The sequence below is a fragment of the Actinoplanes sp. CA-131856 genome, assembly GCF_050956135.1.
Lineage (GTDB): Bacteria > Actinomycetota > Actinomycetes > Mycobacteriales > Micromonosporaceae > Actinoplanes.
Window position 1 is genome coordinate 873,944 of sequence record NZ_CP191849.1, and the last position, 12,167, is coordinate 886,110.

10 protein-coding genes are annotated in these 12,167 nt (G+C 69.4%); 4 read left to right on the plus strand and 6 right to left on the minus strand.

What is annotated here, in order from left to right; all coding sequences use genetic code 11:
- The first annotated feature begins 103 nt into the window (after positions 1-103).
- Positions 104-1,054: a malate dehydrogenase gene (gene mdh / locus ACQP2X_RS04255; RefSeq protein ID WP_498694451.1), complete on the plus strand. Its 951-nt coding sequence runs from the start codon at positions 104-106 to the stop codon at positions 1,052-1,054.
- 86 nt (positions 1,055-1,140) lie between these two features.
- Here mdh and ACQP2X_RS04260 read toward each other — a convergent pair whose 3' ends face one another.
- Together ACQP2X_RS04260 and ACQP2X_RS04265 are read right to left on the minus strand one after the other, a co-directional pair.
- Complete coding sequence (locus tag ACQP2X_RS04260) at positions 1,141-1,935, minus strand: MBL fold metallo-hydrolase (protein WP_498694452.1); 795 nt, start codon at positions 1,933-1,935, stop codon at positions 1,141-1,143.
- 80 nt (positions 1,936-2,015) lie between these two features.
- Positions 2,016-3,656, minus strand: a complete 1,641-nt coding sequence (locus ACQP2X_RS04265) for an alkaline phosphatase D family protein (RefSeq protein WP_498694453.1) — start codon at positions 3,654-3,656, stop codon at positions 2,016-2,018.
- A 157-nt stretch (positions 3,657-3,813) separates the two neighbouring features.
- On the opposite strand from ACQP2X_RS04265, the gene ACQP2X_RS04270 reads away from it, so the two are divergent.
- Positions 3,814-5,028 (plus strand): NADP-dependent isocitrate dehydrogenase, encoded by a 1,215-nt coding sequence (locus ACQP2X_RS04270; RefSeq protein ID WP_498694455.1) that lies wholly within the window; start codon positions 3,814-3,816, stop codon positions 5,026-5,028.
- 58 nt (positions 5,029-5,086) lie between these two features.
- The gene (locus ACQP2X_RS04275; RefSeq protein WP_498694456.1) at positions 5,087-6,004 is read left to right on the plus strand and encodes a GlxA family transcriptional regulator; all 918 of its coding nucleotides are present in this window, start codon (positions 5,087-5,089) and stop codon (positions 6,002-6,004) included.
- Between the two features lie 274 nt (positions 6,005-6,278).
- Here ACQP2X_RS04275 and galT read toward each other — a convergent pair whose 3' ends face one another.
- From galT to ACQP2X_RS04295, 4 genes are all read right to left on the minus strand, one after another.
- On the minus strand, positions 6,279-7,370 hold the full coding sequence (gene galT, locus ACQP2X_RS04280; RefSeq protein WP_498694458.1) for a galactose-1-phosphate uridylyltransferase: 1,092 nt from the start codon (positions 7,368-7,370) through the stop codon (positions 6,279-6,281).
- Positions 7,367-8,143 (minus strand): DeoR/GlpR family DNA-binding transcription regulator, encoded by a 777-nt coding sequence (locus ACQP2X_RS04285; RefSeq protein WP_498694460.1) that lies wholly within the window; start codon positions 8,141-8,143, stop codon positions 7,367-7,369. The genes galT and ACQP2X_RS04285 overlap by 4 nt, the downstream gene beginning before the upstream one ends.
- A 70-nt stretch (positions 8,144-8,213) precedes the next feature.
- A complete protein-coding gene (locus ACQP2X_RS04290) occupies positions 8,214-9,128 on the minus strand; it encodes a glycosyltransferase family 2 protein (RefSeq protein ID WP_498694462.1) in 915 nt (304 codons plus the stop codon).
- Complete coding sequence (locus tag ACQP2X_RS04295; protein ID WP_498694463.1) at positions 9,125-10,057, minus strand: sulfotransferase family protein; 933 nt, start codon at positions 10,055-10,057, stop codon at positions 9,125-9,127. The genes ACQP2X_RS04290 and ACQP2X_RS04295 overlap by 4 nt, the downstream gene beginning before the upstream one ends.
- Before the next feature lie 62 nt (positions 10,058-10,119).
- Between ACQP2X_RS04295 and ACQP2X_RS04300 the strand changes: the two genes are divergently transcribed.
- On the plus strand, positions 10,120-10,911 hold the full coding sequence (locus ACQP2X_RS04300; protein ID WP_498694466.1) for a WecB/TagA/CpsF family glycosyltransferase: 792 nt from the start codon (positions 10,120-10,122) through the stop codon (positions 10,909-10,911).
- Positions 10,912-12,167: the final 1,256 nt, after the last annotated feature.

Sequence of the window (12,167 nt, forward strand, 5' to 3'; positions counted from 1 at the left end):
CCGGAGTGGCTTATTTCGCGTTAAGCCGACCAGGACGAAACGTGGAGTTAACCGACTGATACGTTCGCAAAAAACGTCCCGGAGACTGGGAGTGGATAGAGCTATGGGCAAGAAGGTAACCGTCGTAGGTGCCGGCTTCTACGGGTCCACGACTGCACAGCGCCTGGCCGAGTACGACATCTTCGACACCGTGGTGCTCACCGACATCATCGACGGCAAGCCGGCCGGCCTGGCCCTCGACATGAACCAGTCCCGGCCGATCGAGGGCTTCGAGACCAAGGTCGTCGGCGTCACCACCGGCCCCAACGGCGAGGGCTACGAGGCCATCGAGGGCTCCGACGTCGTCGTGGTCACCGCCGGCCTGCCCCGCAAGCCCGGCATGAGCCGCATGGACCTCCTCGAGGTCAACGCCAAGATCGTGCGCCAGGTGGCCGAGAACATCGCCAAGTACGCGCCGAACGCCGTCGTCATCGTGGTCTCGAACCCGGTCGACGAGATGACCGCACTGGCCCAGATCGCCACCCAGTTCCCCAAGAACCGGGTCTTCGGCCAGGCCGGCGTGCTCGACACCGCCCGCTTCACCAACTCGATCGCCGAGACCCTCGCGGTGCCGGTCAAGAGCGTCAAGGCGCTCACCCTCGGCTCGCACGGCGACACCATGGTCCCGGTCCCGTCGCGCTGCACGGTCGACGGCAAGCCGCTGTCCGACCTGCTCCCGGCCGACAAGATCGAGGAGCTCGTGGTCCGCACCCGCAACGGCGGCGCCGAGGTGGTCGCCCTCCTCAAGACCGGCTCGGCCTACTACGCCCCGTCGGCCGCCGCCGCCCGCATGGCCAAGGCCGTGGTCGAGGACTCGGGCGAGGTTCTCCCGGTCTGCGCCTGGGTCGACGGCGAATACGGCATCAACGGCGTCTACCTGGGCGTCGAGGCCCAGATCGGCCGCGAGGGCATCAAGAAGGTCGTCGAGGAGAAGCTCACCGACGCCGAGATCGCCGGCCTCAAGGAGGCCGCCGAGGCGGTCCGCGCCAAGCAGGCGGATGTCGCGAACCTCTGATTCGTGTTGTGGGAAAGGCCGGGCCGTTCGGGTCCGGCCTTTTTCTTGTACGCGCGCGTCACGGTGGTCCGACCGGTGCGGTCATCTCACGCACTGGCGTTGCGGAACGCTTCCCCCAAATGCGACACGGCAACGGCTTTCGCCTCCTTCAAGGCACGCCGGCGAGTGGCGCGGGCCCGGACCGGGTCGGCGTCACTGGCGTAGGCCAGGTCGGGGTGCAGCAGCTGGATGGCGTGGACAAGGAGGTCGCCGGCGACCAGCAGGTTGTCGTCGCCGTCCTCGACCAGGACGGACTGATGACCCGGCGTGTGACCGGGCGTCGCCACGACCCGGACGCCAGGCCCGAGCGCCAGGTCGCCGTCGAGCTCCTGAAGGCGGCCCTCGGCCCGCAGCGGCTCGATCAGCAGGTCGAACTGGCCGGCCTGGTCGCGATGGGCCTCGTAGAGCTCCACATCGGCCCGCTGCACGAGCACCCGGGCCGCCGTGAAGGGTGAGTCGCGCGGGACGGCCCAGCCCATGTGGTCGTTGTGCAGGTGGGTCAGCACGATCGTCTCGACGTCGCCCGGCTCGATGCCGGCCGCGGCCAGCTCGTCGGGCAGCCGCCCCGGCACCGGCGCCCAGTCGGCCGCCAGCGACCCGGACGGCCCGATGCCCGCGTCGACCAGCGTGACCGGCCCGTCCCCGAGCCGCACCGCATAGCTCCGGAAGCGCAGCCACCACTCGCCCTCGGCCGTCACCGCGGCCGGATCGGCCGCGTCGGCCGCCGCCCACTGCTCGGCCGTGGCGTCGGGGAACGCCTCGGCGCGGGGCAGGAAGAAGGGCCCTTCCGCGTCCTGAAGAGCGATGACCGTGAGCCGTCCGACTGCGTGGGTGAGTGGCATGCCCGCGATTGTGCCCGGCGCGCGGGCTCGCCCGCGCGCCGGATTTTCGATCTGTGGACAACTTCCGGGCCTGTGGACAACTAGCGATCGAGGCCCTGGTCGTCGCTAACGTCGAAGGCGCGCGGTGTCCCACCCTGGGCGGGGGTGGAGGCGGCCGTTGCCGTTGAGGTCGCGGAGGCGATCACCTCGGCGATGCCGGGGCGGCCCGACTCCACGACGAAATCCGCCGCTGTGCGGACGGAGGCCGTCGGGGCCCAGACCGTGTCGACCAGGCGGAGGCTGCTCACCATGCGCTCCCGGGTGACGTCGCAGACCACGTATCCGCGCTGGTTGTCGATGTACCGCCAGTGCGGGCTCTCCGCCATGATGGGGTCGTAGGTGGCGTGGAACGACGCCGTGTTCGCGTTGCCGCCCGAGGTGATCGAGGTGCCGGTGATCTCGGCGCCGACGACCGGGGTCGAAGGGTCGTCGAAGTTCGGCCGCAGGTCGCTCACCCATGTGCAGTGCCGGTCGCCGGTCAGCACGACCGGGTTGTCCACCTTGCGGAACAGCTTGAGCAGCCGGGTGCGCTGGGCGCGATAACCGTCCCAGTTGTCGAAGTCGAAGACCTGCTCGGGGCCGGCCTTGCGGTCGTTCTGGGCCCACATCACCTGGTTGGCCAGCAGGTTCCACCGGGCTCCCGAGTGGCGCAGCCCGTTGACCAGCCAGCTCTCCTGCTCGGGGCCGGTCATGCTCAGCGCCGGGTCCTGTGCCGCCTCGAGCGTGGCCGGCTGGTCGCTGCGGTACTGCCGGGTGTCGACGACGTGCACGCTCGCGAGCGACCCGAACCGGAAGCGGCGGTAGAGCTGCATGTCGAGCCCGCGCGGCAGCGACGACCGGCGCAGCGGCATGTGCTCGTAGTAGGCCTGGAAGGCCGCGATCCGCCGGGCTCGAAACGATTCGGGGGTCTGCAGGGCGGGGTCCTGCGGGATCTCGTCGGCCCAGTTGTTGTCGACCTCGTGGTCGTCGAAGGTGACGATCCACGGGAAGGCGGCGTGCGCCGCCTGCAGGTCGGGGTCGGCCTTGTAGGTCGCGTGCCGCGCGCGGTACTGCTCCAATGTGTACGGCTCGTCGCTGCCTTCGTGCTGGCGCACCGCCGCCGCGTTGCGCGGTCCCTCGTAGATGTAGTCGCCGAGGAACGCGACGAAGGCGAGGTCTTCCTGGGCCAGGTGCTGATAGGCGGTGTAGAAGCCGGCCTGGTAGTCCTGGCAGCTGGCGAAGGCGAACCGCAGGTGCCGCGGCTTCGACAGAGCGGCGGGTGCGGTGCGCGTGCGCCCGGCCGGCGAGATCCGCCCGGCGGCCCGGAAGCGGTAGTAGTACTCCGCGTCGGGGCGCAGCCCGCGCACGTCCACATGCACCGAGTGGCCCAGCGAGGGCAGGGCGGCGGTGACACCGGAGCGGCGTGACTTGCGGAAGAGCGGATCGGCCGCGATCTCCCACTCGACGGGCACGACCCGGTCGGGGACGGCGCCGTGCAGGCGGGTCCACAGCACCACCGCGTCCGGCAGCGGGTCGCCCGAGGCCACGCCGAGCCCGAAGACGTCCGCGGGAAGCGTGGTGCTCGTATGGGCGTACCCCGCGGTGGGATTGAGCAGCAGCGGGCCGGTGGCGACGGCCCCGGCGCCGGCGGAGAGGAGCAGTCGACGGCCGATCGGCTGGTTGAGCTTCTCTTGCAGTGACATTCCTCGATGCCATCGGGTTTGCGATACAAGGTGCCGACAAGCGGGCAAACTGGTTGGGGCGATCGGGGTAAATCCCGGTCCGGGGGCGACAGATGATCTTCGACGGCCCTGCAGTACGCTCGTACTGCTAAAAACATGGGAGAGGAGCGCCGGCCGAATGGCGAAAATCAAGGTCACTAACCCGGTGGTGGAGCTCGACGGCGACGAGATGACCCGGATCATCTGGAAGCAGATCCGGGAGCAGCTGATCCTGCCCTACCTCGATGTCCCCCTCGAGTACTACGACCTGTCGATCCAGTACCGCGACGAGACCGACGACCAGGTGACCATCGACGCGGCCAACGCCATCAAGCGCCACGGCGTCGGCGTCAAGTGCGCGACGATCACCCCGGACGAGGCCCGCGTCGAGGAGTTCGGCCTCAAGAAGATGTGGCGGTCGCCCAACGGCACCATCCGCAACATCCTCGGTGGCGTCGTCTTCCGTGAGCCGATCATCATGCAGAACGTGCCGCGGCTGGTGCCGGGCTGGACCAAGCCGATCATCATCGGCCGGCACGCCCACGGCGACCAGTACAAGGCCACCGACTTCGTGGTGCCCAGCGCCGGCAAGCTGACCGTCACGTTCACCCCCGAGGACGGCTCGGCGCCGATGGAGTTCCACGTCGCCGACTACCCGGGCGGTGGCGTCGCCATGGCGATGTACAACTACGACGAGTCGATCCGCGACTTCGCGCGCGCCTCGTTCCGGTACGGCCTGGCCCGCAACTACCCGGTCTACCTGTCGACGAAGAACACGATCCTCAAGGCGTACGACGGTCGCTTCAAGGACCTGTTCGCCGAGATCTTCGAGACCGAGTTCGCCGACCAGTTCAAGGCGGCCGGCCTCACCTACGAGCACCGGCTGATCGACGACATGGTCGCGGCCGCGCTCAAGTGGGAGGGCGGCTACGTCTGGGCCTGCAAGAACTACGACGGTGACGTGCAGTCCGACACCGTGGCCCAGGGCTTCGGCTCGCTCGGCCTGATGACCTCCGTGCTGATGACCCCGGACGGCAAGACCGTCGAGGCCGAGGCCGCGCACGGCACGGTCACCCGGCACTACCGGCAGTGGCAGAAGGGCGAGAAGACGTCGACGAACCCGATCGCTTCGATCTTCGCCTGGACCGGTGGCCTCAAGCACCGCGGCAAGCTGGACGGCACCCCCGAGGTGACCCAGTTCGCCGAGACGCTGGAGAAGGTCTGCGTCGAGACCGTCGAGGGCGGTCAGATGACCAAGGACCTGGCGCTGCTCATCTCGCGGGACGCCCCGTGGCTCTCGACCGACGAGTTCATGAACGCGCTCGACGAGAACCTGGCGCGCAAGCTCGCCTGATCCGTTCGTGGCACAAGGCCGTCGGCATCCGCCGGCGGCCTTGTGGCATATATAGACGATGCACAACGTACGGGTGCTGCTCTTCGACGGCGTGCAGAGTCTCGACGTCACCGGACCGGTCGAGGTCTTCACCAACGCCGGCGGCTACCGGGTCACCACCGCGAGCCCCGGTGGCCGGTCCGTGCGTACGTCGAGCGGCCTGACCCTGGTCCCGGACGGGCCGCTGGACGAGACGGTGCCCGACACGCTGGTCGTTCCCGGCGGGGCCGGGACGCGCCTGCCGCCCCGCGACGTGGTCGAGTGGCTGCGCCACCACGGTGCCCGGCCGCCGCGGGTCATGTCGGTCTGCACCGGGGCGTTCCTGCTGGCCGCGGCCGGACTGCTGAACGGGCGCCGGGCCACCACCCACTGGCAATACTGCGCGACCCTGGCCAAGCGCTATCCGGGCATCGAGGTCGAACCAGACCCGATCTTCGTACGGGACGGTGGCGTCTTCACCTCGGCCGGCGTCACCGCCGGCATCGACCTGGCGCTCGCCCTGGTCGAGGAGGACCTGGGCCGCGACGCGGCGCTCGCGGTGGCCCGGGCATTGGTCATGTTCCTGCGGCGGCCGGGCAACCAGGCGCAGTTCAGCGCCCAACTCTCGGCGCAGACGGCCCGGCGGGAGCCGCTCCGGGACGTACAACGGCTGATCATCGAGCATCCGGAGGCTGATCTGTCGGTGGCGGCGCTGGCCGCGCACGCCAACCTGTCGCCACGGCAGTTCGCGCGGGCGTTCGCGGCGGAGACCGGCACCTCGCCCGGACGCTACGTCGACCGCGTACGACTGGAGACCGCTCGCCGCCTCCTGGCCGAGACCACCGACGGCGTGGCGGAGGTGGCGAAGGCCGCCGGTTACGGCACGCCGGAGGCCATGCGCCGGGCCTTCCTGGGCACTCTCGGCGTCTCGCCGGCCGAGTACCGGCGCCGCTTCTGAGATGGCGCAAATTGCATGTTTAGGTCCGTAACCCGTGGTTACGGACCTCGTTTCTCATGGCAGAACGGATGGGCCGCGCGACGCCGAGGGGTCGCCCACCGATCCGGCTGCCTTGTCCCGGGCGCCGATCGGTTCTCTCGGCGGTTGTACGGCCATGTAGGCGCCGCCTGCCGTCCCTTCCCAGCGGGGGTCCCTGTCCCGGGACCCCCGCCCCTCTTCACCCGCCCCGAAGGCCTCTGTCGTCGCAGAGAAGGCGGGAGAGAGGAAGGGAAGCTCAGGCGGCCTCGCGCAGCAGCTGCGCGGCCCTCTCGGGGACGATGTCGTTGACGAAGTAGCCCATGGCCGACTCGGAGCCGGCGAGATACTTCAGCTTGTCGGCCGCGCGCCGGATGCTGAACAGCTGAAGGTGAAGATAACCGAGGTCGCGGCCGTCGCCCACGACCGCCTGGTGCCAGGCCGAGATGTACGGCATCGGTTTGCCGAACAGTCCGTCGAAGCGCTTCAGCATGTCGAGGTAGAGCGGCCCGAACGCGTCGCGCTCGGCGTCGGACAGCGCCGGGATGTCGGCCACCTTGCGGTTCGGCGCGATCTGCACCTCGAACGGCCAGCGGGCCGCGGCCGGCACGAACGCCGTCCAGTGCTCGTTGCCGCCGACGATCCGGGTGCCCTGCTCCCGCTCGGCCGCCAGCACGTCGGTGTAGAGGTCGCCGCCGGTCCGCTCCTTGTATTTGGCGGCCGCGGCCAGCATCAGCTTCGTGCGCGGCGGCACGGTGGGATACGCGTAGATCTGCCCGTGCGGGTGGTGCAGCGTCACGCCGATCTCGACGCCGCGATTTTCGAACGGGAAGACCTGGGCCACACCGGGCAACTGCGAGATCTCGGCCGTACGGTCGGCGAGCACGTCCACGACCGTCCGCACGCGGGCCGGTGTGAGCGCACCGAAGAAGCTGTTGTGGTCGCTCGTGAAGCACACGACCTCACAACGGCCCACGCCAGGGCGTACGGGAACCATGGGGTTGATCTCTTCGACCTCGTCCGGGGAGACCCGGTCGCTGAACGACGGGAACTGGTTCTCGAACACCACGACGTCGTAGTCGGGGGCCGGGATCTCGCTGGCGAACGTGGACGTGGTCGGGCAGAGCGGGCAGGCGTCGCTCGGCGGCAGGAACGTGCGGGTCTGCCGGTGGGCGGCGATCGCGATCCACTCGTCGACGAGCGGGTCGTAGCGCAACTGCGAGGTGTGCGGCGGCGTCGGAAGGGTGCGGGTGTCCGCGTGCTCGGCCCGGTGCGAGCCCTCCTCCTCGTTGAAGTAGATCAGCTCACGGCCGTCGGAGAGACGGATCGCCGTGCGGCTCTTGAAGGTCACTGGCCACTCACCATCACAAGTTCTGGAACTGTTTCGATCAGCAATGCACGGGCCTGCTCGTCCAGCCCGTCGTCGGTGATCAGCACGTCGGCCCGCTCCAGCGGGACGATCGAGCTGATGCCGACGGTGCCCCACTTGGTGTGGTCGGCGAGCACGACGAGACGCTCGGCCGCCTCGACGAGGGCCCGGTTGACGTCGGCCTCCATGAGGTTCGGCGTCGTATATCCGGCGCGCTCGCTCATCCCGTGCACGCCCAGGAAGAGCATGTCGAGGTGGAGGGTGCCGATCGCGGCCACCGCGACCGGTCCGACCAGGGCGTCCGAAGGGGTGCGGGTGCCGCCGGTCAGCACGACCGTCTGGTCGGGGCGGCCGGCCCGGTAGAAGACGTCGGCGACCGGGATCGAGTTCGTCACGACGGTCAGCGACGGCACGTCGACGAGGCGCTGCGCCAGCTCGGCGGTCGTGGTGCCGGCGGACAGCGCGATGGCGTCGCCGGGGGAGACCATGGCGGCGGCGCGCATGGCCATGGCGGATTTCTCGAGGCGCTGGCGCACGCTCTTGGCGGCGAAGCCGGGCTCGTGCGCGGAGCCTGGGCTGACGGTGGTCGCTCCGCCGTGTACCTTCGCCAACAGGCCGCGATCGGCCAGCGACTCCAGGTCGCGGCGGATCGTCATGTCGGAGACGCCGTACTCGGCGGCGAGCTCGCTGACCCGCACGCCGCCGGCGGCCCGGACCCGGTCGAGGATCGCGGCCTGGCGCTGCTGCGCCAGCATCAGAGGATCCGCACTAATTCGAACACGCCCGAACACTACCTTGTGATCGGGCGTGACCGAAAGAGTGTTCTCAGATACCTCTACCGCGCTTGTGCAGCGCTGACAGCACGTTCTCGACCTTGACCGCACCGGTCATCGCGGCGAGGGCGATCGCGGTACGAGGTTCCTTCCAGTTCGCCCGCACGGCCTCCTTGCTGAACTGCCACGCCTGGCTGCGATTGCCGGAGGCGGCCGACCAGCACGCGAGCTGGCCGTAGACGCGGGCCGCGCCCGGGCGGCAGCCGCTGATCTCCGGATGCCGCTGCATCATCCAGCGCAGCGAGCTGATCTTCGTCGCGTACTCGTAGGCATAGTGCGAGGTCCGCCCCCACAGCACCCGCACCAGCGGCTCGTCCAGGTGCACGATCGGCGCCCGGCGGGCGGCCCGCAGCAGCAGGTCCCAGTCCTCGTTCTGGCTGCCCGGCGCGTCCTCGGCGACCAGCCCGATCGCGTCCTCGGCCAGCGCCGTGCGGCGGATCAGGAACGACGACGAGTGCAGCATGGCCATCCGCGACCGGGCCAGCTCGTCGACGGTGACCCGGCTGCGCCCGGCCAGCCGGGCGGTGGTCTTCCCCTCGTATTCGACCTCGATCGCACACGTCGCGAACTCGGCGTCCGAGTCGGCCAGCAGCGCGGCCACCTGACGGCGCAGCTTGTCCGGGCTCCACTGGTCGTCGTCGTCGCAGAAGGCTACGTATTCGGTGTCCAGGGCCAGGATGCCGGTGTTGCGGGCGCCGGCCAGACCGGACGTACGCCAGTTGGTGAGCACCAGCACCTGCACGCCCTCGGTGGCGGCGAGCAGATAGTCCGGCTCCGTCTGGTCGTACACCACCAAGACCTTGATCTCGCCCGGATAGCGCTGGTCACGCACCGAGGCGATGGCCTTGCGGACCAGCTCGGGCCGGTTCCGGGTGGGGATCACGACACCGACGGACGGCCAGTTCATCGACTCTCCTCTTTCAGAAGCGGATATCCGTACGCCCGCAGCATCGGCGCACACACCGCTCCGACCAGGCGGCGCTGTTTGGCGGGCAGGGAGCTCACCCAGGCGTCGTCGCGGCGCAGCTCCAGGCGCCCGACGGTGAAGCGCATCGGGTTGCCGGCCGCGGAGTGCCCGACGCCCAGATCGGCGTGGCCGTCGCCGAGGAAGGCCAGATCGCCGGGCTGGAGCCGCAGCCCCGCGAAGTCGCCGATCTTCAACAACTCCGAACGCGGATGGGCGAGGAACTCCTCGTAGCGCAGCCGGTGAACGGCCACGCCGCGCTTGGCGAGCAGCCCGAAGGCGGCGTTGTGGGCATTCCAGAGCATGGCCGAGCGGCCGGGGGAGTAGCGGGTCATCTCCTCGGCGCCGTCGGTCTCCGGCCGGGAGACCCGCTTGGTCCAGGAGTACGCCACCCCGCGCGCATCGCGGACGACATGAACCACGCGTAGATCGATGTCGGCGGCCCAGCGCAGCACATGCGCGAGCGCCGAGTGCTTGGACGAGTCGACGACGACCTCGGCCCCCGACACGTCGGCCGCCGCCGCGTAGACGCGGGCGTAGAAGTCCGCGTACTCGCGAACCTCGTCCGGCGCCTCGGCCGCGGTGGCGAGCCGCGGGATGTGCCGGGTGCGCTCGACGGCGTCGCGCAGCGCGTGCACCCGGTCGACGTCGACGTGGTGCCAGCCGCCGAAGGCACGCTCGCCGACCCGGCGCCAGAACGCGCAGCCCGAGAAGCGCGATCCGCAGCCGCACCGCTCGTCGTCGCGGATGTCCCGCTGCCAGAGGTGGACGACCTCGCCGAGCGCGCACACCCCGGGCAGTTGACCGAGCAGACGTTCGACGAGCGTTGTCCCACTTCGTCCTAATCCACCCAGAAATACCACACGTGCCACTCTTGCCCACCTTCGCTCGTTTCGCTCCTATAACGAGCGAACAAGCGCGAAGGAGGCGTTGCGTGACAATCGAGGCGTTCGACCGCGTCCACCTGGACGGGACGGGCATCGACCGGATCACCGAGGCGGAGGTCGTGGCCGTAGTCCGCGACTCTTTGGCCCGCGGCCGGGGCGGCCGGATCATCACGCCGAACATCGACATCCTGCGCCGCGCCCAGGTGGACGCGGAGTGCCGCCGCCACTTGAACGACGCCGACCTGATCGTGGCCGACGGCATGCCACTGGTCTGGGCCAGCCGCCTGGGCGGGCAACCGCTACCCGAGCGGGTAGCCGGCAGCAGCCTGATCTGGTCTTTGTCGGAGGGCCTGGGCCGCGACCACCGCTCCATCTTCGTGATCGGCGGAGCCCCCTCCGACCACGAGAAGGACGGAGCCACCCGAGCCGCCGACCGTTTGGCCGCCGCATGCCCCGGCTTGCGCATCGCCGGAACGTTGTGCCCGCCGTTCGGCTTCGACCGCGACCCCTTGATGTACGAGGACTTCTGCCGCAAGGTGGCCGGAGCCGACCCGGACCTGGTGTTCGTGGGCCTCGGCTACCCCAAACAGGAACGCATGATCACCCGCCTGCGAGCCCTCCTCCCACAGTCCTGGTTCATCGGCTGCGGCGCCGCGGTCAACTTCGTAGCCGGCGACATCGAACGGGCCCCACGCTGGATGCAGCGCACCGGCTTGGAGTGGGCTCACCGTCTGGGCACAGAGCCCCGCCGCTTGGCCAGCCGCTACTTACGCCACGACGCCCCCTACGCGCTGCGCTTGCTGGCCCAGGCCCCCGGCCAGAGAGCACGTGCCCGCTGACCTCCTGCCTAGCGGATGCTTCCAGCGCCCACGCTTATGAATGCCGTCGCCGCGCAGAAGTCTCAGATTGGCCATTGCGCCGACGGCTTCCTGCCGGCCGTTGTCGAGAATCCAATCGACGCGGGGCCGCGCATAATTCATGGCGATAAGGCGCACATTTAATTGCGTACCCGCCGAGGCTGAAGATGCCGGAACGCGTCGTTGCGGTTGCCGATGCTCTTCGATGGTCGCAACGGGCTCCGCCGGTCTGCGCTTCGGGGAGCGCACGGGTGACGGCGCCGACGATTGCCAGGGCGCGGCCGCACTGCGATGTGCCCGCTCAGCCCGCGTCGGCGCTTGCTCTCGTGCCCGCGCGGGTGTCTGCGCTTGTAGTGGTGCCGGCGTCGGCGACTGTCCTTGGGCGGGTGTCGGCGCTTGTGCTGACGTTTGCTCTGGTGCTCGCGCCGGCGTCTGTCCTGGTAGCCGGGTCTTGACCTGTTCCGGAGCTTGCGCTGGCCTTTGCTCTCGTGCTGGTGGCGGGCATGGCGTGCGCTCCTGCGTTCGCGGCGGTGGCTGAGTGGAGTCGCGTGGTCGTGCGTCGGTCGGCGGCTCCTGCGCGTTTCTTTGTTCGCATCGGAGCCGGAAGAGTTTCATGCCGTGGCGCTGAAGAAGGCCCCACGCGCGGCGACGCTCGTGCTCCCGGCGTTCAGCATCGTTTCCGGGCGACCAATTGCGCGCTCGAGTGCGATCACGCATGAGGTTCATTTGCTGGCGAGAGAATAGTCCAAGCTGTTGGTATCGCATGTCCAATTATCCCGCCGCCGGACCGCGAAATCCATCGATAATCCATGTCGATCATGCCAAACATCAAATCCGTCACCGCACAATATGAGGGCTTCGGAAAGTCGCTTTGTTGCTGAAGGGTGAAGGGTGAGGGGAGAATAAGAGGCGCCCCAATGTTGGCCAGGCCCCGCCCGCCGCTCAGCGCAACGCGGGTCGCGGCGGTGAGCGGCGCCGCGCTCCCGTGGGATGCCCGGCCCGACCAGCGGCAGAGCGCGACGCGGGTCGCGGCGGTGAGTGGCGCCGCGCTCCCGTGGAAAGCCAGGCCCGACCAGCGGCAGAGCGCGACCCGGCTCGCGGCCGTGAGTGGCGCCGCGCTCCCGTGGAAAGCCAGGCCCGACCAGCGGATCAGCGCAACCCCGGCCCGCCGCCGTGACGAGGCTCGGAAAGCGCCCACCCCTCGCCAAGCAAGACGTACGTACGGTTTTTAAGCTACC

Coding starts and splice junctions, on each gene's coding strand:
- ACQP2X_RS04275 (WP_498694456.1), top strand. CDS start 5,087: ATGCACAACGTACGGGTGCTGCTCTTCGACGGCGTGCAGAGTCTCGAC.
- ACQP2X_RS04260 (WP_498694452.1), bottom strand. CDS start 1,935: ATGCCACTCACCCACGCAGTCGGACGGCTCACGGTCATCGCTCTTCAG.
- ACQP2X_RS04290 (WP_498694462.1), bottom strand. CDS start 9,128: ATGAACTGGCCGTCCGTCGGTGTCGTGATCCCCACCCGGAACCGGCCC.
- ACQP2X_RS04265 (WP_498694453.1), bottom strand. CDS start 3,656: ATGTCACTGCAAGAGAAGCTCAACCAGCCGATCGGCCGTCGACTGCTC.
- ACQP2X_RS04270 (WP_498694455.1), top strand. CDS start 3,814: ATGGCGAAAATCAAGGTCACTAACCCGGTGGTGGAGCTCGACGGCGAC.
- mdh (WP_498694451.1), top strand. CDS start 104: ATGGGCAAGAAGGTAACCGTCGTAGGTGCCGGCTTCTACGGGTCCACG.
- ACQP2X_RS04285 (WP_498694460.1), bottom strand. CDS start 8,143: ATGCTGGCGCAGCAGCGCCAGGCCGCGATCCTCGACCGGGTCCGGGCC.